19 protein-coding genes are annotated in these 18,486 nt (G+C 69.6%); 11 read left to right on the top strand and 8 right to left on the bottom strand.

What is annotated here, in order from left to right; genetic code table 11:
• On the bottom strand, positions 1 to 1,035 hold the full coding sequence (gene cyoA, locus R0232_RS28100; protein WP_431510215.1) for a ubiquinol oxidase subunit II: 1,035 nt from the start codon (positions 1,033 to 1,035) through the stop codon (positions 1 to 3).
• 187 nt (positions 1,036 to 1,222) lie between these two features.
• Here cyoA and R0232_RS28095 point away from each other — a divergent pair, with 187 nt between their 5' ends.
• The 3 genes from R0232_RS28095 (at position 1,223) to R0232_RS28085 (ending at position 3,645) form a co-directional block, all read left to right on the top strand.
• Positions 1,223 to 2,557 carry an MFS transporter gene (locus R0232_RS28095; protein ID WP_093340836.1) on the top strand — a complete coding sequence of 445 codons (1,335 nt, stop codon included), beginning with the start codon at positions 1,223 to 1,225 and terminating at the stop codon, positions 2,555 to 2,557.
• Positions 2,558 to 2,644: 87 nt separating this feature from the next.
• Positions 2,645 to 3,325: an HAD family hydrolase gene (locus R0232_RS28090; protein ID WP_431510214.1), complete on the top strand. Its 681-nt coding sequence runs from the start codon at positions 2,645 to 2,647 to the stop codon at positions 3,323 to 3,325.
• The gene (locus tag R0232_RS28085; RefSeq protein ID WP_431510213.1) at positions 3,322 to 3,645 is read left to right on the top strand and encodes a hypothetical protein; all 324 of its coding nucleotides are present in this window, start codon (positions 3,322 to 3,324) and stop codon (positions 3,643 to 3,645) included. The genes R0232_RS28090 and R0232_RS28085 overlap by 4 nt, the downstream gene beginning before the upstream one ends.
• Here R0232_RS28085 and R0232_RS28080 read toward each other — a convergent pair.
• From R0232_RS28080 to R0232_RS28060, 5 genes are all read right to left on the bottom strand, one after another.
• Entirely contained in the window at positions 3,588 to 4,613 is a 1,026-nt protein-coding gene (locus R0232_RS28080) for an isopenicillin N synthase family dioxygenase (RefSeq protein ID WP_431510212.1), read from the bottom strand. The two genes, R0232_RS28085 and R0232_RS28080, sit on opposite strands and share 58 nt — an antisense overlap.
• Positions 4,610 to 5,353 carry an amino acid ABC transporter ATP-binding protein gene (locus R0232_RS28075; RefSeq protein WP_431510211.1) on the bottom strand — a complete coding sequence of 248 codons (744 nt, stop codon included), beginning with the start codon at positions 5,351 to 5,353 and terminating at the stop codon, positions 4,610 to 4,612. The genes R0232_RS28080 and R0232_RS28075 overlap by 4 nt, the downstream gene beginning before the upstream one ends.
• Positions 5,350 to 6,084 carry an amino acid ABC transporter permease gene (locus R0232_RS28070; RefSeq protein ID WP_093340827.1) on the bottom strand — a complete coding sequence of 245 codons (735 nt, stop codon included), beginning with the start codon at positions 6,082 to 6,084 and terminating at the stop codon, positions 5,350 to 5,352. The genes R0232_RS28075 and R0232_RS28070 overlap by 4 nt, the downstream gene beginning before the upstream one ends.
• A 19-nt stretch (positions 6,085 to 6,103) precedes the next feature.
• A complete protein-coding gene (locus tag R0232_RS28065) occupies positions 6,104 to 6,799 on the bottom strand; it encodes an amino acid ABC transporter permease (protein ID WP_431510210.1) in 696 nt (231 codons plus the stop codon).
• Between the two features lie 145 nt (positions 6,800 to 6,944).
• Positions 6,945 to 7,772 (bottom strand): ABC transporter substrate-binding protein, encoded by an 828-nt coding sequence (locus tag R0232_RS28060; RefSeq protein ID WP_431510209.1) that lies wholly within the window; start codon positions 7,770 to 7,772, stop codon positions 6,945 to 6,947.
• Between the two features lie 201 nt (positions 7,773 to 7,973).
• Here R0232_RS28060 and fabV point away from each other — a divergent pair, with 201 nt between their 5' ends.
• From fabV to R0232_RS28040, 4 genes are all read left to right on the top strand, one after another.
• Complete coding sequence (fabV, locus tag R0232_RS28055; protein ID WP_431510208.1) at positions 7,974 to 9,176, top strand: enoyl-ACP reductase FabV; 1,203 nt, start codon at positions 7,974 to 7,976, stop codon at positions 9,174 to 9,176.
• A gap of 3 nt (positions 9,177 to 9,179) precedes the next feature.
• Positions 9,180 to 9,599 carry a group II truncated hemoglobin gene (locus R0232_RS28050; RefSeq protein WP_208509388.1) on the top strand — a complete coding sequence of 140 codons (420 nt, stop codon included), beginning with the start codon at positions 9,180 to 9,182 and terminating at the stop codon, positions 9,597 to 9,599.
• A gap of 28 nt (positions 9,600 to 9,627) precedes the next feature.
• Entirely contained in the window at positions 9,628 to 10,851 is a 1,224-nt protein-coding gene (locus R0232_RS28045; protein ID WP_431510207.1) for an NAD(P)/FAD-dependent oxidoreductase, read from the top strand.
• Positions 10,852 to 10,960: 109 nt separating this feature from the next.
• Positions 10,961 to 13,078: a bifunctional 2',3'-cyclic-nucleotide 2'-phosphodiesterase/3'-nucleotidase gene (locus R0232_RS28040; RefSeq protein WP_431510206.1), complete on the top strand. Its 2,118-nt coding sequence runs from the start codon at positions 10,961 to 10,963 to the stop codon at positions 13,076 to 13,078.
• 129 nt (positions 13,079 to 13,207) lie between these two features.
• Here R0232_RS28040 and R0232_RS28035 read toward each other — a convergent pair whose 3' ends face one another.
• A complete protein-coding gene (locus tag R0232_RS28035) occupies positions 13,208 to 13,903 on the bottom strand; it encodes a Smr/MutS family protein (RefSeq protein ID WP_431510205.1) in 696 nt (231 codons plus the stop codon).
• On the bottom strand, positions 13,903 to 14,580 hold the full coding sequence (radC, locus tag R0232_RS28030; protein WP_208510969.1) for a RadC family protein: 678 nt from the start codon (positions 14,578 to 14,580) through the stop codon (positions 13,903 to 13,905). The genes R0232_RS28035 and radC overlap by 1 nt, the downstream gene beginning before the upstream one ends.
• A gap of 107 nt (positions 14,581 to 14,687) precedes the next feature.
• On the opposite strand from radC, the gene R0232_RS28025 reads away from it, so the two are divergent.
• Genes R0232_RS28025 through serS form a run of 4 tightly spaced genes read left to right on the top strand, consistent with a single transcriptional unit; the run spans position 14,688 to position 18,484 of the window.
• Positions 14,688 to 15,140 carry an FKBP-type peptidyl-prolyl cis-trans isomerase gene (locus R0232_RS28025; RefSeq protein ID WP_093340809.1) on the top strand — a complete coding sequence of 151 codons (453 nt, stop codon included), beginning with the start codon at positions 14,688 to 14,690 and terminating at the stop codon, positions 15,138 to 15,140.
• Between the two features lie 31 nt (positions 15,141 to 15,171).
• Positions 15,172 to 16,140 carry a 4-hydroxy-3-methylbut-2-enyl diphosphate reductase gene (ispH, locus tag R0232_RS28020; protein ID WP_093340807.1) on the top strand — a complete coding sequence of 323 codons (969 nt, stop codon included), beginning with the start codon at positions 15,172 to 15,174 and terminating at the stop codon, positions 16,138 to 16,140.
• 11 nt (positions 16,141 to 16,151) lie between these two features.
• Positions 16,152 to 17,102 (top strand): threonine/serine dehydratase, encoded by a 951-nt coding sequence (locus tag R0232_RS28015; RefSeq protein ID WP_398498588.1) that lies wholly within the window; start codon positions 16,152 to 16,154, stop codon positions 17,100 to 17,102.
• Positions 17,103 to 17,152: 50 nt separating this feature from the next.
• Positions 17,153 to 18,484: a serine--tRNA ligase gene (gene serS / locus R0232_RS28010; protein WP_093340804.1), complete on the top strand. Its 1,332-nt coding sequence runs from the start codon at positions 17,153 to 17,155 to the stop codon at positions 18,482 to 18,484.
• The last annotated feature ends 2 nt before the right edge of the window (positions 18,485 to 18,486 follow it).

Raw genomic sequence — 18,486 nt, 5'->3', positions numbered from 1 at the left:
TCATTCTTCGGTGGTGCACATCGCCGTGACGTACTTGCCGTACGCACGCTTGGGCGAATTGATGTCGTCGGGTTGCCAGGGCTGCGCGGTCGCGACGTTGTAGGCGCCGGGCTTGCCCAGGCCGCCGTCGGCGTCGATCGCCATCATCTGGCTCATGCACATCTTGCTGCGGTCGACGCAGCGGTTGAGGATGGCGCCGTAGAGGTCGGGCGACACGCTCGCGAAATGCCTGGCCGGCTCACGCTCGCTCGGCACTTCGAGCTTCTGGTAGCGCTCGCGGCTGAGTTCGCCTTCGGGGCTGGACTTGACCTTCTGCACCCACTGGTCGAAGTCGGCGTTGCTCAGGCCGTGGAACTTGAAGCGCATGCCCGAGAAGCCGGCGCCGCTGTAGTTGGCCGAGAAGCCGTCGAACTCGCCGGGTGCGTTGATGACCGCGTGCAGCTTGGTCTCCATGCCGGGCATGGCGTAGATCTGGCCGGCCAGCGCGGGGATGAAGAAGGAGTTCATCACCGACGAGGCGGTGATCTTGAAGGTGATCGGGCGGTCCACCGGGGCCGCGAGTTCGTTCACCGTGGCGAAGCCCTGCTCGGGGTAGATGAACAGCCACTTCCAGTCGAGCGCCACCACTTCCACGGTCAGCGGCTTGATGTCGGCCGTGACCGGGCGCTGCGCGTCGATGCGGCTGAGCGGGCGGTAGGGGTCGAGCGTGTGGGTGCTGATCCAGGTGATCGCGCCCAGCGCGATGATGATCAAGAGTGGCGCGGCCCAGATCGCGAGCTCGAGCTGGGTCGAGTGGTCCCAGTTCGGCTTGTAGATGGCTTCCTTGTTCGAGGCGCGGTAGCGCCAGGCGAAGAAGACCGTCAGCGCGATCACCGGGATGATGATGATCAGCATCAGCACGGTCGAGACGACGATCAGCCGTCCTTGCTGGTTGGCGATGTCGCCGGAGGGATTCAGGAGCACCGTGTTGCAGCCCGCCAGGAAGGCGAGGGGCAACAGCAGGAGCCATCGGCGAAGGGTGTGGAGGATGGGCATGCCGAGAGACGGAAGGGCGGAAGGGTGGCCAGGGCCGCGCGAAAGACCCCACAATCTACGACCAAAGGTTCCCGCAGGCTATTGGACGTTTTGTCCTATGGCGGGAATCCTCGTTCGGTGAGACGCTCGGAGTCTGTTTCATGGCCTACCTTTGTCACGCTTCGTGACAACCGAATTACATAACCCAATGACGACGTCCAGCATCAGTCCGCAAGGCGCATCGCCTGTGCCGCACACGTCCGACACCGGCGCCCCGGAGGACGACCACTCGCGCATCGACCCGGGCGAGATCGCCGTCGGCGTGGTCATCGGCCGCGCCTCGGAATATTTCGACTTCTTCGTCTATGGCATCGCCTCGGTGCTGGTGTTCCCGGCGGTCTTCTTCCCGTTCGAGCAGCGGCTCGAGGGAACCCTCTGGGCCTTCGTGGTCTTTTCCTTCGCCTTCATCGCACGGCCGTTCGGAACTGTCATCTCGATGGAGATCCAGCGACGTTTCGGCCGCGAGACCAAGCTCACGCTGGCGCTGTTCGTGCTCGGCACCTCGACCGCGGGCATCGCCTTCCTGCCGGGCTACGCGAGCCTGGGCTTCACCTCGATCGTGCTGCTGTCGATCTTCCGTTTCGGCCAGGGCCTGGCCTTCGGCGGCTCGTGGGACGGCCTGCCCTCGCTGCTCGCGCTCAACGCCCCGGCCAACCGCCGCGGCTGGTACGCCATGCTGGGCCAGCTCGGCGCGCCGATCGGCTTCTTCGTGGCCAGCGCGCTGTTCGCATACCTCTACTCGAGCCTGACGCTCGAGGACTTCCTCGACTGGGGCTGGCGCTACACCTTCTACGTGGCCTTCGCGATCAACGTGGTGGCGCTGTTCGCGCGCCTGCGCCTGGTGGCGGCCGACGAATATGCGCGCCTGCTCGAGGAGCGCGAGCTGCAGCCCACCAGCGTGGTCGAGCTGGTGCGCTCGCAGGGCTCGAACCTGCTGATCGGCGCCTTCGCGGCGCTGGCCAGCTATGCGCTGTTCCACCTGATCACCGTGTTCCCGCTGTCGTGGATCACGCTGTACTCGAACCAGGCCATCACCGAGTTCCTGGTGATCCAGATGATCGGCGCCGTGCTCGGTGCCGGTGGCATCGTGGCCTCGGGCCTGATCGCCGACCGCATCGGCCGCCGCTCCACGCTGGGCGGCCTCGCGGGCCTGATCGCCGTGTTCAGCGGCTTCGCGCCCACGCTGCTCGACGGCGGCAAGATCGGCCAGGACGTGTTCATCCTGCTGGGCTTCATCCTGCTGGGCCTGTCGTACGGCCAGGCGGCCGGTGCCGTGACCGGCAACTTCGAGGCCAAGTACCGCTACACCGGCGCCGCGCTGACCACCGACCTGGCCTGGCTGATCGGCGCCGCCTTCGCGCCGCTGGTCGCGCTGGGGCTGTCGGCCCACTTCGGGCTGGCCTACGTGAGCGTGTACCTGCTGTCGGGCGCGGCGGGAACGCTGGCGGCGCTGGGCTTGAACCGGGCGCTGGTGCGCGACTGATCGCGCGCCGTCGCATCCGTTGCACGAGAAGGGGCCCTTGCGGCCCCTTCGCCATTCGGGGCGGGGCTCGAGGGTAGGATCGTGCCGATGTTCTCCGCCGCAATCTTCGACATGGACGGGCTGCTGATCGACTCCGAGCGGCCCATCATGGCTGCCTGGATGGCGGCCGCCCGCACGCTCGACGTCGAGCTCAGCCACGCCCAGTACCTGCAGGTGGTGGGCCTGGCCACCGCCGAGTCCGAGATCATCCTCTCGGGCCTGCTCGGCGGCCAGGCCGCCTTCCGCCATGCGCTCGAGCACGTGCGCCAGGCGCTGGCGCTCGAACGCTCCGACGGCACGCCGCTGTTCCCCATCAAGCCCGGCGCGGCCGAGTTCCTGGGCGCCCTGCGCGCGCGCGGCACGCGCTGCGCCGTGGCCTCGTCCTCGACCAGCGGGCAGATCCAGGCCTGCCTCGGCAGCCTCGGCGTGCTGCATCACTTCGAGGCCTTCGCGGGCGGCGACGAGGTGCCGCGCGCCAAGCCCGACCCGGCGCTCTACCTGCTCGCGGCTTCGCGCCTGGGCGTGGACCCGACGCAGTGCATCGCCTTCGAGGACAGCGAGAACGGCGCCAAGGCGGCGCTGGCCGCGGGCCTGCGGGTGGTGATCGTGCCGGACCTCAAGCACCCGCCGGCGGCGATCGTCGAACAGGCCTTCCATGTGCTCGCGTCGCTGCACGACGCGAACGTGCACCTGCCGCGCTGGTTTCCCGGCGAGATGGTGCGGCCGTGATCAGGATCGGCACCCTGTGCCACGTGCTCGACAGCTGCCTCGCGTCGCCGATGACCGAGCGCGCGGTCGGCCGCATCGTCGAGGTGGTCTCGGCGCCCTATGAAGCGCCGAGCGAGCGCTACCTGCCCGGCACCTACTACGACGTGCTGTTCGAGGGCTGGACCTTCTACTGCCGCAGCGACAAGCTGGTGCCCATTTCCGATCCCGGCGCGGATGTCGGCAACTGGGAAGACGAGTTCCTCGACCTCCCGGCGAAAACGCCTCAGAGCACTTCGTCTCGCAGCTGCGGGAACACCTTCGACACCTTCGCCAGCAGGTAGTCGCCGTAGCGGCCGCTGAAGGCGTGCACGTTGGCGCGGTCCCAGCGCTCGGCGCTGTCGTCCACGGCCACCGCGCCCGCGAGGCCATCGATGCGCTGCACGCGCGCCTCGAAATTCGGATCGAAGAACAGCGGAAACGACAGCCGGTTGCGGCCCGAGGTGTTGCGCTTCACGCGGTGCGGCGTCGACTTGTAGAGGCCGCCGGTCATGCGGTCGAGCATGTCGCCGATGTTGCAGACGAAGGAGCCCGCGATCGGCGGCGCGTCGATCCAGCCCGCGGGCGTGTGCACCGCGAGGCCTCCCACGCTGTCCTGGTGCAGGATCGTCAAGAGGCCGTAGTCGGTGTGCTCGCCCACGCCCCATTGCACGTCGAGGCCCTCGGGCACCGGCTGCGAGGGATAGTCGAAGAGCCGGAACAGGATCAGCGGATCGCCCGTGTAGCGCGCCGCGAAGTAGTCGGCCGGCAGGCCGAGGCTCAGCGCGATGCCTTCCATCAGCCGGTGGCCCAGCTGCGTCACGGCCGCCATGTAGCCGAGGATGGTGTCGCGGAAGTCCTCGAGGCCCGGCGCATCGGGAAAGAGATTCGGCCCGTGCACCGGCGTCCTGGCCTGCACCAACGGATGCGTGGCCGGCAGCTCGGTGCCGAGGTAGAGCCCTTCCTTCCAGTCGGGCCGGCCCGAGGTCAGCTCGCCGCCGAGCGGGAAGTAGCCGCGCCAGGCGCGCCCGCCGAGCGCCATGCGCCACTGCATCTTGGTCGCCTCGGGCAGGTCGAAGAAGCGGTGGCTCAGGGTCTCGAGCCGCGCGACCAGCGCGGGGTCGACGCCATGCCCCGTCGCGTAGAAGAAGCCGTGCGCGCGGCAGGCCTCGCCGATGCGCGCGGCCACGGCCTCGCGGCCCGGCGCGTCGCCGGCCACCAGCGGCGCGACGTCGATCACGGGCAGGGTCTGGAGGGAAGCGGTGTTCGTCATGGGGTGCGTGCGAAGGGCGAGCGGATGTCGGACAGGAACTGCTGCGCGCGCGGATGCTGCGGGCGGTTGAAGAAGTCGTCGGGCGTGGCGCGCTCGAGCACCTTGCCCTCGTCCATGAAGAGCACGCGGTCGGCGACCTCGCGCGCGAAGCCCATCTCGTGCGTCACGCAGACCATCGTCATGCCGTCGCGCACCAGGTCGCGCATCACCAGCAGCACCTCGCCGACCATCTCGGGGTCGAGCGCGCTCGTGGGTTCGTCGAACAGCATCACCGGCGGCTGCATCGCGAGCGCGCGCGCGATCGCCACGCGCTGCTGCTGGCCGCCCGACAGCTCGCTGGGCCAGGCCCGGGCCTTGTTCGCGAGGCCCACGCGCGCGAGCAGCGCCATGGCGCGTTCCTCGGCCTGCGCGCGCGAGAGGCCGTGCAGCTGCATCGGCGCCATGGTGCAGTTCTGCAGCACCGTGAGGTGCGGGAACAGGTTGAACTGCTGGAACACGAAGCCGATGCGCGAGCGGAAGGCGTTCACGTCGGTGCCCGGCGCGTGGATGTCCCGGCCCTCGATCAGGATGCGGCCCGACTGGATCGCCTCGAGCCGGTTGAAGGTGCGGATCAGCGTGGACTTGCCCGAGCCCGAGGGGCCGCAGACCACGACCACCTCGCCCTTGTGGATGGTTTCGCTCACGTCCACGAGCGCGTGGTAGCTGCCGTACCACTTGTTGACGTTCTGGAGTTCGATCATGCGGAAGCCTTGCGGGCGGCGGCCCGGCCCTCGGTGACCGCGACCACCGGCAGGCCGCGCCGCGCGAGGCGGCGCTCGAGCCAGTAGGCGAAGCGCGAGAGGCCGAAGCAGAGGATGAAATAGGTCAGCCCGAGGATGCCGAAGACCTGGGCCGGCTTGGTGAACACCTGGGTGTTGATCTGGGTGGCGATGAACGAGACCTCGGCCAGGCCGATGATGTAGCCCAGCGAGGTCTCCTTGATGGTCGAGACGAACTGGTTCACCAGCGAGGGCAGCATGCTGCGCAGCGCCTGCGGCAGCACCACCAGGCGCATCGCGCGGCTCCAGCTCAGGCCGAGCGCGCGCGCGGTCTCCATCTGGCCGCGCGGCAGGCCCTGGATGCCGGCGCGCACGATCTCGGCCAGGTAGGCGGCGTCGAACACCACCAGCGCGATCAGCATGGTGGCGAACTGGTCGGTCTTCACGCCGGTGACGCTGGGCAGGAAGAAGTAGGCCCAGAAGATCACCATCAACAGCGGCAGCCCGCGCACCACGAACACGAAGCCGCTGACCGGCCAGCGCAGCCAGCGCCACGGGCTCACGCGCGCCAGCCCGAGCACGATGCCCAGCGGCAGCGCGAGCACCAGCCCGCACGAGGCCAGCAGCAGGGTCAGCACCAGCCCGCCGAGCGGGCCGTTGGGGTACTGGCCGATCAGGAAGTAGAGCCAGTAGTCCTGGATCAGCTCGATCATCGCGAAGCCTCCGTGCGCATCACAGCGTCCTCACCGGGAAGCGGTGGTGGTACCAGCTCGCGAGCGCCGTGATGGCGAGCGAGACCGTGAGGTAGGCCGCGCTCGCGAACGCGAAGGACTCGAAGCTGCGGAAGGTCGCGCTCTCGACCTGGCCGGCCTGGTACATGAGTTCGGCCACGCCGATCACGGTGGCGATCGAGGTGTTCTTCCACAGGCTCAGGGTCTGCGAGATCAGCGGCGGCACGGTCACGCGCAGCGCCTGCGGCAGCACCACGCGGCGCATCGTCGCGAGCCAGCCGAAGCCCAGCGCGCGGCCGGCCTCGAACTGCACCGCGGGGATCGAGCGGATGCCGCTGCGCATGTCCTCGGCCATGAAGGCGGCCGTGTAGAGCGACAGCGCGACGATCGCGCTGTAGGCCTCGATGTGGCCCGCGTAGAGCCATTGCTTGAAGCCTTCGGGCAGCAGCTCGGGCGCGCCGAAGTACCAGAACAGCATGTGGGCCAGCAGCGGGATGTTGCGGATCGACTCCACGTAGGCGAAGCCGAGCCAGCGCAGCGGTGCCAGCGGCGCGAGCCGCAGCATGGCCACCGCGAGCGCGATCGGCAGCGCGCACACCAGCGAGGCCGCGAGCAGCTGCAGCGACAGCCACAAGCCCGCGACGAGCATGTCGTGGTACTTGCCGGTCAGCAGCAAGGAATAGTCGAACAGGGGCATGGGGGCGACAGTATCGCTGCCGCGTGGGGGGATTGGCTCCCTCCCCCGCCGGGGGAGGGTTGGGGTGGGGGCACCGGGCGGTCGGTGCGCAGGCTGCGTGCCCCCATCCCGGCCTTCCCCCGGCGGGGGAAGGAGAAACGCGCGATCAGTCGATCTTGTCGCTCTCGAACTTGAAGTCGCGCGTCTGGAAGCCCGAGGCGGTGTTCGGGCCATACCACTTCACGAAGATCTTCTCGGCCTCGCCCGACTTCTCGAGCTCGCGCAGCGTGTCGTCCACCACCGCCTTGAGGCCGCTCTCGCCCTTCTTGATGCCGATGGCCAGCGCCTCGGTGCTGAGGTTCTGCTTGAGCACCACGTACTGGGCCTTCTGCGGGCCGAGCTTGGCGTAGCTGCGCAGCAGCGCGGCCTCGTCGTCGACGTAGCCCACGCCCTTGCCCTGCTGCAGCGCCTGGAAGGCCTGCTGGCTGGTGTCGAAGGTCACGACCTCGGCCGTGGGCACGGCCTTGCGGATGTTGGGTTCCTGGGTGCCGCCGCGGATGGTCAGCACCTTCTTGCCGCCGAGTTGCGATACCTCGGCGATGCCGCTGTCCTTCTTCACGATGGCCTTCTGGCCGGTCACGAAGGTGGTCAGCGAGAAGTCGATCTGCGCCTCGCGTTCCTTGTTGTGCGTGAGGCCGGCCGCGACCAGGTCGACGTGGCCCTGCTGCAGCTCGGGGATGCGCGCGGCCACGGCGATCTGCTTGAGCGTGGTCTTCACGCCGATCTTCTTCGCGATGGCGTTGGCGAGGTCGACCTCGTAGCCCACGATCTGGCGCGTCTTGGGGTCGATGAAGGTGGCGGGCTCGTCGGTGCCGAGCACGCCGACCACGAGCTCGCCCTTCTTCTTGATGTCGGCCAGCTGGTCGGCGTGGGCCACGGTGCCCGCGAGCAGGGCGGAGGCGGCGAGGGCCGCGGCGAGGATGTTCAGGCGCATGTGTTTCTTCTCCTTCTGTGAATGCAAGGGCGGCACCTTATCAACAAAACTTCGGTTCATTAAATGGTCAATCCATATATGTACATGGCCGCATGGGAATGAACGTGCGGTAAATTCGCGCCCGCGCGCCGGCCAGAAGACCGGTGCCCGGCGCCTCGCGCGCCACCCGTCCTTTTCCTTTCCCAGACTGCCTTCCTCCCCATGATCATCCAACCGCGCGTGCGTGGCTTCATCTGCGTCACGACCCATCCCGTCGGCTGCGAGGCCAATGTCCGGCAACAGATCGAGCACGTGCGGGCCCGGGGCCCGGTCGCGGGCGCGCCGAAGCGGGTGCTGGTGATCGGTGCCTCCACCGGCTATGGCCTCGCGGCGCGCATCGTCGCGGCCTTCGGCGGCGGCGCCGACACGCTGGGCGTGTTCTTCGAGCGCGCCGGCAGCGCCACCAGGACCGGCACGCCCGGCTGGTACAACACGGCCGCCTTCGAGCGCCTCGCCACGGCCGAGGGCCGCTATGCGAAGAGCATCAACGGCGACGGCTTCTCCGATGCGGTGAAGCAGCAGGTGATCGAGACCATCCGCCAGGACCTGGGCCAGGTCGACCTCGTGGTCTACAGCCTCGCGGCGCCGCGGCGCACCCATCCGAAGACCGGCCAGGTCTTCAACTCCACCCTCAAGCCCATCGGCCAGGCGGTGAGCCTGCGCGGCATCGACACCGACAGCGGCACGGTCAAGGAGACCGTGCTCGAGCCGGCGACGCAGGAGGAGATCGACAACACGGTGGCCGTGATGGGCGGCGAGGACTGGCAGCTGTGGATCGACGCGCTGCACGAAGCCGGCGTGCTGGCCGAGGGTGCGAAGACCACGGCCTTCACCTACCTCGGCGAGAAGATCACGCAGGACATCTACTGGAACGGCTCGATCGGCGCGGCCAAGAAGGACCTCGACCGCACCGTGCCCGCGATCCGCGCCAAGCTCGCGGCCCATGGCGGCGGCGATGCGCGCGTGGCGGTGCTCAAGGCGGTGGTCACGCAGGCCAGCTCGGCGATCCCGATGATGCCGCTGTACCTCTCGCTGCTGTTCAAGGTGATGAAGGAAGAGGGCACGCACGAGGGTTGCATCGAGCAGGTCGACGGCCTGTTCCGCGAGGGCCTCTACGGCAGCGCGCCGCCGCTCGACGAGGAAGGCCGGCTGCGCGCCGACCGCAAGGAACTCGCGCCCGCGGTGCAGGCGCGCGTGCTCGAACTCTGGCCGCAGGTCACGAGCGAGAACCTGCAGGCGCTGACGGACTTCGCGGGCTACAAGGCCGAGTTCCTGCGCCTGTTCGGCTTCGGCATCGAGGGCGTGGACTACGCGGCCGATGCCAACCCCGACGTGCCGATCCCCGGCCTCGTGCAGGTGGGCTGAGCGATGCAGATCCAGGACAAGCCGCCCTTCGACACGCCCTTCGAATGGATCGGCGGCGAGGAAAAAGTGCGCGCGCTGGTCGAGCGCTTCTACGACCTGATGGACCTCGAGCCCGGCTACGCGCAATTGCGCGCGGTGCACGGCAGCGACCTCGACAACGCGCGCCAGCGGCTGTTCTGGTTCCTCTGCGGCTGGCTCGGCGGGCCCGCGTACTACACCGACCGCTTCGGCCATCCGATGCTGCGCGCGCGCCACCTGCCGCAGAGCATCGGCGGCCACAGCATCGGCATCAAGGAACGCGACCAGTGGCTGGCCTGCATGGACCAGGCCATGGGCGAGACCGAGGTGCCCGAGGACCTGCGCGCGCGGCTGCGCGACTCCTTCTTCAAGACCGCCGACTGGATGCGCAACCGCGGCGGCTGAGCACAACGATTTTCGAAAGACTCACTTCATGAATTCCATCGTCATCATCGGCGGCGGCCACGCGGCGGCCCAGTTGTGCGCCGGCCTCGCCGAGGCGGGGCAGGGCGCGCGCGTGCACCTGGTCTGCGAGGAGGCCTGCGAGCCCTACCACCGCCCGCCGCTGTCGAAGGCCTTCCTCAAGAGCGCCGAGGAAGCCACGCAGCCGCACAAGGCGGCCGACTGGTACCGCGAGGCCGGCATCACGCTGCACCTGGGCGATGCGGCCGTGGCCATCGACCGCGAGGCGCGCAACGTGACCCTGCGCTCGGGCGCGGTGCTGCCATGGGAGTCGCTGGTGCTGGCCACCGGCACGCGCGCGCGCCGGATCGCCGCGCTCCCGCACGAGCTGGTCAATGTCGCGAGCCTGCGCGCGGCCGACGAGGCGCATCGGCTGCGCGCGCGGCTGGCCGAGGCGCAGCGCGTCACGGTGCTCGGCGGCGGCTTCATCGGCCTCGAGGTCGCGGCCACCGCCAAGGCGCTCGGCAAGGAGGTGCAGGTGATCGAGAGCGCGCCGCGCCTGCTGGGCCGCGCGGTCTCGCCCGAGCTCTCGAACCACGTGCTGGACACGCACCGCGCCGCCGGCATCGACATCGTGCTGGGCGCGACCGCCGACGGCTTCGAGGTCGAGGGCGATCGGCTGGTGTCGCTGCGCGTGAACGGCGCGCAGCAGCCGGTCGACCTGCTGCTGCTGGGCATCGGCGCGGTGCCCGAGACCGCGCTCGCGCAGGCCGCGGGCATCGAGTGCGCCGACGGCATCGTGGTCGACGAGCACATGCGCACCAGTGCGGCCGGCGTGCTCGCGGTCGGCGACTGCACGCGCTTTCCCGACCGGCGCGCGGGCCGCGCGCTGCGGCTCGAGTCGGTGCAGAACGCCAACGACCAGGCGCGCACCGCGGTCGCCACCCTGCTGGGCACGGCGCGCGCGCACGACGTGGTGCCGTGGTTCTGGTCCGACCAGGGCGGCATGCGGCTGCAGATGGTGGGGCTGGTGCCGGCCGAGGGCACGCCGGGCCATGTCACGGTGCGCCGCGCGGGGCCCAAGCCCGATGCCTTCTCGCTGTTCCATTACGTCGACGGGCAACTCGCGTGCGTGGAATCGGTGAACGCGCCGGTCGATCACATGATGAGCCGCAAGCTGCTCGACGCGGGCCGCAGCCCCGACCCCGCGGCGATCGCGGACGCCTCGGTACCACTTAAGAATCACCTCGCGTAAACATCCGGTCACGGCTTGTCGCAACGCGGCTGCATTTCAGGATTCATTCACCGGACTGTCACCTCGGCTCCAGAGACTGGTCTTCCTTGAACAGGAGGGAGACCTTTCGATGAAGCCACTCGCAAACACCCGCTTTCCCCGCACCGCGTCCATGACCGCCTGTGCCGCACTGATCGCCACCGCCATGCTGAGCGCATGCGGTGGCGGCGATGGCGGCGGCGGCGTGTTCCTGCCGGTGCCGCCGCCCGCGCCGGCGCCGTCCCCGGCGCCCGCCCCCGCGCCGATCGCGGCCGGCACGCGCGCCACCGTCGCGCTGCTCGAGACCACCGACCTGCACTTCAACGTGCGCAGCTACGACTACTTCAAGCTCGCCGAGGACAAGTCCTATGGCTACGAGCGCACCGCCACCCTGATCGCGGCCGCGCGCAAGGAGTTCGCGAACACGCTGCTGTTCGACAACGGCGACACCATCCAGGGCACCGCGCTGGCCGACTACGAGGCGCTGGTGAGCCGCATCCCGTGCACCCAGCCGCTGTCGATGTACAAGGCGATGAACGCCGCCGGCTTCGACGCCGGCACGCTGGGCAACCACGAGTTCAACTACGGCCTCGACTTCCTCAACCAGGCGATCGGCGGCGGCCTCGACGTCGAGGGCGTGGACGGCACGAAGAAGTGCGCCGGCCCGAACTTCCCGCTGGTGCTGGCCAACGTGCAGAGCGTGAAGAGCGGCAAGCCGCTGCTCGCGCCCTACACCATCGTCAACAAGAGCTTCACCGCCACCGCGCCCGACGGCTCGCGCGTGACGGTGCCGCTGAAGGTCGGCGTGATCGGCTTCACCACGCCGGGCATCATGAACTGGGACAAGCGCTATCTCGAGGGCAAGCTGCGCACCGAGGGCGCGGTGGAAGCCGCCACGCGCTACATCCCCGAGCTGCGCGCCAAGGGCGCCGACATCGTGGTCGCGCTGCAGCACGGCGGCCTCGACGCCGCGGCCTACACGCCGACCATGGAGAACCCGGGCCTGCACCTGTCGAAGGTGCCGGGCATCGACGCGCTGCTGATGGGCCACCAGCACGGCGTGTTCCCCGACCGCGGCGCCAACCCCGGCTTCAAGCAGCCGGGCGTGGACAACGCCGCCGGCACCGTGAACGGCGTGCCGGCCGTGATGCCGAGTTCGTGGGGCAAGGCGCTGGGCGTGATCAAGCTCGAGCTGTCGTGGGACGGCAAGGCCTGGGTGATCGACAAGAGCAAGACCGCGGTCGAGGCGCGCTCCACGCAGACCGGCAAGGACGACGCGGGCAAGGCGGTCTACGTCGATGCCGACCCGGCCATCGCGCCGCTGATCGAGACCCAGCACCAGGCCGCGATCGACTACGTGAAGACGCCGATCGGCAGCACCGATTTCCGCATGAACACCTACTTCGCCGACGTCGGCGACCCGGGCGCGATCCAGATCGTGAACCAGGCGCAGGCCGACTACGTGAAGAGCTACATCCAGGCCAACCTGCCGCAGTACGCGAGCCTGCCGGTGCTGTCGGTCAGCGCGCCCTTCAAGTCGGGCTACGAGGGCGGCCGCGACTACACCGACGTGGCCGTGGGCAACCTCGCGATCTTCAACGCGGCCGACCTCTACCTGTACCCGAACACCGTGTACGCGGTGAAGGTCACGGGCGCCGAGATCAAGGCCTGGCTCGAGGCCGCGGCCAAGCGCTTCAACAAGATCAGCACCACGGCCACGGCCGACCAGCAGTTGATCAGCACCTTCCCGGGCTACAACTTCGACATGTTCACCACGCCCGACGTGCAGTACGAGATCGACGTGACGCAGGAGGTCGGCAGCCGCATCCGGAACCTCACGTACCTGGGCGCGACCATCGATCCGGCCAAGGAGTTCGTGATCGCCACCAACAACTACCGCGCCACCAGCGGCGCGAGCTTCATCCCGGCGCTCGACGGCCGCGCGACGATCTATGCCTCGCCCGATGCCAACCGCGACGTGCTGATCGCCTACGTGAAGGCGAAGAAGACCATCACGCGCGCGGCCAACGGCGCGGCGCGCAGCTGGCGCTTCACCAAGGCCACGACGGCCGGCAACGTGGTGTTCACCTCGGGGCAGGGCCAGCTCGCGTCGGCGACGGCGGCGGGGCTGGACAACGTCTCGCTGCTGACGGCGGACGATGGGAGCGGGAAGGGGCGCTCGGTCTACAAGCTCGATCTGAGCAAATAAGGGGCCAGACTCCCTCCCCCTCTGGGGGAGGGCAGGGGTGGGGGTACGACGGCGATCGAGACCGCGCAAGCTTGCGAAGGCCGCAAGCCCCCCTCCCGACCTTCCCCCAGAGGGGGAAGGAGCCGATGCTCAGCGCTTGACGGGCGCCAGCAGCACCACCAGCGCTCCGGCCCCACCCTCGGCCGGCTTGGCCTGCACGAAGGCCAGCACCTCGTTCTTCTGGATCAGCCAGCGCTGCGTCTTGGTCTTGAGCACCGGCTGCTTGCCGGGCGAGCCCAGGCCCTTGCCGTGCACCACGCGCACGCAGCGCAGGCCCTGCTTGTGCGCGTTGCGGATGAAGCCGCCGAGCGCCTCGCGCGCCTCGTCGCTGCGCAGGCCGTGCAGGTCGACCTGGGCCTGGATCGTCCAGTCGCCCTTGCGCAGCCGCGCGGTCACGTCGGTGCCGATGCCGGGCCGGCGGAAGCTCATGGCGTCGTCGACGTCGAGCAGCGTGGTGACGTCGAACTCGTCGGACAGCGATTCGCGCAGCACGCGCTGCTCGTCGAGCTGGTGCTGCACCGGGATCGGCGCCGGCGGCTCGGGCGCGAGCGGCACGGTGCGCGTCTTCTGGCGCAGCGGCTCGGTGGCGCCGACGGCGCGCGCGAACAGGTCCTTTTCGGCCGCGCGCTTGCGCTCGGCCACGGCGCGCGCCGCGGCCTCGGCCGCTTCGCGTTCGCGGGTTTCGGCGAGCTGGCGCTGCACCTGCTTGAGGTCGGCCAGGTTCTTCAGGCTCTTGGGCGCTGGCGCCGGCGCGGCGCCGGGGGAGTGCGGACGTGCGGCGGCCATCAGAGCAACCCCTGTTCGGCCATCGAGAAGCTGCGGCCCACGCCCACGATCACGTGGTCGAGCACGCGCACGTCGACCAGCGAGAGCGCGGCGCGCAGCGTCTGCGTGAGGGCTTCGTCGGCGCGCGAGGGCTCGATGCTGCCGCTCGGATGGTTGTGGGCCAGCACCACGGCGGCCGCATGGTGGTGCAGCGCGCGCAGCACCACCTCGCGCGGATAGACGCTGGTCTGGGTCAGCGTGCCGCGGAACAGCTCCTCGAGCACGATCAGCCGGTGCTGCGCGTCGAGGAACAGCACCGCGAACACCTCGTGCGGCCGCGTGCCGATGTGCATCTGCACGTACTGCCGCACGGCCTCGGGCGCGTCGAGCACGGTGCGCTGCGAGAGCTGCTCGGCCATGGCGCGGCGCGCGAGCTCGAGCACCGCGATGAGCTCGGCGCGCTTGGTGGCGCCGCCCATGCCGCGCACGCCGCGCAACTGCTCGGGGCTGGCCTGCAGCAGGCCCGCGAGGCCGCCGAAGCGCTCGTGCAGCTCCTGCGCGAGCTGCAGCACGTTCTTGCCGGCCACGCCGGTGCGCAGCAGCAGCGCGAGCAGCTCGGTGTCGGCCAGCGCGGCGGCGCCGCGCGCGATGAGCTTCTCGCGCGGGCGGGCATGTTCGGGGAGATCCTTGAAAGCCATGGAGAGCCTGCTAAACCTTGAACGGGGCGGGTGGAAGCGCCCGTCCTTAAAATGCAGCCCAGTTTATCGGGACACCCGTCTTGTCTTTGTCAACCATTGCTGCCTCCATGTCCCAAACGCCCCACGTCGTCACCCCCGGCTCCTTCCTGACCCTGCACTACCGGCTGTCCGGGCCCGCGGGCGACATCATCAACACCTTCGCCGACAAGCCCGCCACGCTGTCGCTGGGTACCGGCGAGCTGTCGCCCGCGGTCGAGCAGCGCCTGCTGGGCCTCGAGGAGGGCGCCCACGCCACCTTCGAGCTGCCGGCCGGCGAGGCCTTCGGCGAGCGCAATCCCGAGATGCAGCAGTGGGTCGCGAAGAAGCTGCTGGCGCAGATCGGCGACCCCGACGAGCAGTACGCCGTGGGCGACGTGGTGCAGTTCCCCACGCCCGACGGCACCGGCAGCTATGCCGGCGCGGTGATCGAGTCCAACGAGACCGGCGTGCGCTTCGATTTCAACCATCCGCTCGCAGGCCAGCCCGTGACCTTCGAAGTGCAACTGATCGGGGTGTTGTGATGGCGCGCGGCAACGCGGCCGGGGAGGCACGATGAACGAAGGCATCGAGGAAGTCATCCTCGCCGAGCCGCGCGGCTTCTGCGCCGGCGTGGACCGCGCGATCGAGATCGTCGAGCGCGCCATCGCCAAGTTCGGCGCGCCGATCTACGTGCGCCACGAGATCGTGCACAACACCTACGTGGTCAACGAGCTCAAGTCCAAGGGCGCGATCTTCATCGAGGAGCTGTCCGACGTGCCGCCTGGCGCCACGCTGGTGTTCAGCGCGCACGGCGTGAGCAAGGCGGTGGAGCAGGAGGCGCGCGACCGCGGCTTCGAGATCTTCGACGCCACCTGCCCGCTGGTGACCAAGGTGCACGTCGAGGTCGCCAAGCTCGCCAAGGAAGGCTACGAGTTCATCATGATCGGCCACAAGGGGCATCCCGAGGTCGAGGGCACGATGGGCCAGCTCTCGAGCGGCATCCACCTGGTGGAAGACGTGGAAGACGTGGCGCGCGTCGCGCCGGGCCAGACCGAGAAGCTCGCGGTGGTCACGCAGACCACGCTGAGCGTGGACGACGCGGCCGAGATCGCCGCCGCGGTGCGCGCGCGCTTTCCGGCCGTGCGCGAGCCCAAGCAGCAGGACATCTGCTACGCCACCCAGAACCGCCAGGACGCGGTGAAGATCATGAGCCCGCAGGTCGACCTCGTGATCGTGGTCGGCAGCCCCACCAGCTCCAACAGCAACCGCCTGCGCGAACTGGCGCAGCGCCTGGGCACCGAGAGCTACATGGTCGATTCGGCCGACGAGCTCCAGCCCGAATGGTTCGAGGGCAAGACCCGCATCGGCCTGACCGCCGGCGCCTCGGCGCCCGAGGTGCTGGTGCGCGAGGTGATCGAGCGCGTGCGCGCGTTCGGCGCGGTCTCGGTGCGCAAGATGGACGGCATCGAGGAAACCATCAAGTTCCCGCTGCCCAAGGGCCTCAAGCTGGCCGACATTCCTCCTCCTGGACACATCTCTTGACCGCTGCTGCAATCACCGAATGGCGCTCTGAAATCGATAGCGCCTGGCAACGCCTGAACGAACGTTCGGGCCACTTCCTGCGCCAGACGCCGCTGTGGAAGCTGCCCGCGGCCGCGCTCGGCGTCGCGGCGCCCGGGGCCGAGGTCTGGCTCAAGCTCGAGCACCTGCAGGTCAGCGGCAGCTTCAAGGCGCGCGGCATGATGAACCGGCTGCTGGCCAACGCCATTCCCGAGAGCGGCGTGATCGTCGCCTCGGGCGGCAATGCCGGCATCGCCACCGCCGCCGCGGCGCGCGCGCTCGGCGTGCGCTGCGAGGTCTACCTGCCCGGCGTCTCGCCCGAGGCCAAGCGCGCGCGCCTGCGCGCGCTGGGCGCCGAGGTGGTGGTGGTCGGCCAGCTCTATCCCGACGCGCTGGCCGCCTGCCTGGCGCGCCAGGCCGAAACCGGCGCCCTGCTGACCCATGCCTACGACCAGCCCGAAGTGGTGGCCGGCGCCGGCACCCTGGGCCGCGAGATCGAGGCCCAGGGCGGCCTGCCCGATGCCGTGCTCGTGAGCGTGGGCGGCGGCGGCCTGATCGGCGGCCTCGCCGGCTGGTTCGAGCAGCGCGCGCGCGTGATCGCGCTCGAGCCCGAGGGCGCGCCCACGCTGTTCCGTGCCCGCGAGGCCGGCGCGCCGGTCGACGTCGAGGTCGGCGGCATCGCGGCCGACTCGCTGGGCGCGCGCCGCATCGGCGCCATCGCCTGGGACATCGCGCAGCGCCACGTCGCCGATGCGCTGCTGCTGTCCGACGAGGCGATCCGCGCCGCGCAGCAGTGGCTGTGGAAGGAAATGAAGCTGGCCGTCGAACCGGCCGCCGCGCTGCCGCTGGCCGCGCTGCAGACCGGCGCCTACGTGCCGCGCGCGGGCGAGAAGGTCTGCCTGATCGTCTGCGGCGCGAACGTCGATCCGGCCACCGTCGGCTGAACGAGCCCCGCGCGGGGCGGGGTGCGGGCGCGCCCACCTAAAATCGGGCGATGCTCGACATCACCCTGCTCCGCAAAGACCTGGCCGCCGCCGTGGCCGGCCTCGAAAAACGCAAGAAGAACCAGCCCTACCTCGACGTCTCGGCCTTCACCGCGCTCGAGGCCGAGCGCAAGACGCTGCAGACCCGCACCGAGGAAATCCAGGCGCGCCGCAACACGCTGAACAAGCAGATCGGCCCGCTCAAGGCCAAGGGCGAGTCGGTCGACGCGCTGATGGCCGAGGTCAACGCGCTCAAGGGCGAGCAGGAATCGCAATCGAAGCGCCTCGACGAGATCCAGCCCGAGCTGCAGGCGCTGCTGCTCGCCGTGCCCAACCTGCCGCACGCCAGCGTGCCGCTGGGCGAGGACGAGACCGGCAACGTCGAGCAGCGCCGCTGGAGCCCGCAGGGCGGCGCCGGCGCCTCGGCCACGCCGCTGGGCTTCGCGCCCAGGGACCACGTCGACCTGGGCGCGCCGCTCGGCCTCGACTTCGAGATGGGCGCCAAGCTCTCGGGTTCGCGCTTCACCGTCATGAAGGGGCCGATCGCGCGGCTGCACCGCGCGCTCGCCCAGTTCATGCTCGACATCCAGACGCAGCAGCACGGCTACACCGAGTGCTACGTGCCCTACATCGTCAATGCCGCCACCCTGAGCGGCACCGGCCAGCTGCCCAAGTTCGAGGGCGACCTGTTCGCCGCGAAGAAGGGCGGCCAGGACGGCGAGCCCGCGCCCGACCTGTCGGCGCTCTACCTGATCCCGACCGCCGAGGTGCCGCTCACGAACTTCGTGCGCGACGAGGTCGTGCCCGAGGCGCAACTGCCGATCCGCCTCACGGCCCACACCCCGTGCTTCCGCTCGGAAGCCGGCAGCGCGGGCCGCGACACCCGCGGCATGATCCGCCAGCATCAGTTCGACAAGGTCGAGATGGTGCAGGTGGTGCATCCCGAGAAGAGCTACGAGGCGCTCGAGCAGATGACCGGCCATGCCGAGGTGGTGCTGCAGGCGCTCGAGCTGCCGTACCGCGTCGTGCTGCTGTGCACCGGCGACATGGGCTTCGGCTCGACCAAGACCTACGACCTCGAGGTCTGGCTGCCGGCGCAGGACACCTACCGCGAGATCAGCTCGGTCTCGAACTGCGAGGCCTTCCAGGCGCGGCGCCTGCAGGCGCGCTTCAAGAACGCCCAGGGCAAGAACGAGCTGGTGCACACCCTCAACGGCTCGGGCCTGGCCGTCGGCCGCACCCTGGTCGCGGTGCTCGAGAACCACCAGAACGAGGATGGCTCGATCAACGTGCCGAAGGCGCTGCGGCCCTACCTGGGCGGCACCGAAGTGCTGCGCGGCTGACG

It is taken from the genome of Variovorax sp. DAIF25, assembly GCF_050711835.1.
Classification (GTDB): domain Bacteria; phylum Pseudomonadota; class Gammaproteobacteria; order Burkholderiales; family Burkholderiaceae_C; genus Variovorax.
The sequence above is the reverse complement of the archived record's forward strand: the minus strand, read 5'-3'. Positions and strand labels throughout refer to the sequence as shown.

Coding starts and splice junctions, on each gene's coding strand:
- serS (WP_093340804.1), top strand. CDS start 17,153: ATGCTCGACATCACCCTGCTCCGCAAAGACCTGGCCGCCGCCGTGGCC.
- R0232_RS28080 (WP_431510212.1), bottom strand. CDS start 4,613: ATGACGAACACCGCTTCCCTCCAGACCCTGCCCGTGATCGACGTCGCG.
- fabV (WP_431510208.1), top strand. CDS start 7,974: ATGATCATCCAACCGCGCGTGCGTGGCTTCATCTGCGTCACGACCCAT.
- cyoA (WP_431510215.1), bottom strand. CDS start 1,035: ATGCCCATCCTCCACACCCTTCGCCGATGGCTCCTGCTGTTGCCCCTC.
- R0232_RS28090 (WP_431510214.1), top strand. CDS start 2,645: ATGTTCTCCGCCGCAATCTTCGACATGGACGGGCTGCTGATCGACTCC.
- R0232_RS28075 (WP_431510211.1), bottom strand. CDS start 5,353: ATGATCGAACTCCAGAACGTCAACAAGTGGTACGGCAGCTACCACGCG.
- R0232_RS28040 (WP_431510206.1), top strand. CDS start 10,961: ATGAAGCCACTCGCAAACACCCGCTTTCCCCGCACCGCGTCCATGACC.
- R0232_RS28050 (WP_208509388.1), top strand. CDS start 9,180: ATGCAGATCCAGGACAAGCCGCCCTTCGACACGCCCTTCGAATGGATC.
- R0232_RS28065 (WP_431510210.1), bottom strand. CDS start 6,799: ATGCCCCTGTTCGACTATTCCTTGCTGCTGACCGGCAAGTACCACGAC.
- R0232_RS28070 (WP_093340827.1), bottom strand. CDS start 6,084: ATGATCGAGCTGATCCAGGACTACTGGCTCTACTTCCTGATCGGCCAG.
- R0232_RS28095 (WP_093340836.1), top strand. CDS start 1,223: ATGACGACGTCCAGCATCAGTCCGCAAGGCGCATCGCCTGTGCCGCAC.
- R0232_RS28035 (WP_431510205.1), bottom strand. CDS start 13,903: ATGGCCGCCGCACGTCCGCACTCCCCCGGCGCCGCGCCGGCGCCAGCG.
- R0232_RS28060 (WP_431510209.1), bottom strand. CDS start 7,772: ATGCGCCTGAACATCCTCGCCGCGGCCCTCGCCGCCTCCGCCCTGCTC.
- R0232_RS28045 (WP_431510207.1), top strand. CDS start 9,628: ATGAATTCCATCGTCATCATCGGCGGCGGCCACGCGGCGGCCCAGTTG.
- radC (WP_208510969.1), bottom strand. CDS start 14,580: ATGGCTTTCAAGGATCTCCCCGAACATGCCCGCCCGCGCGAGAAGCTC.
- ispH (WP_093340807.1), top strand. CDS start 15,172: ATGAACGAAGGCATCGAGGAAGTCATCCTCGCCGAGCCGCGCGGCTTC.
- R0232_RS28025 (WP_093340809.1), top strand. CDS start 14,688: ATGTCCCAAACGCCCCACGTCGTCACCCCCGGCTCCTTCCTGACCCTG.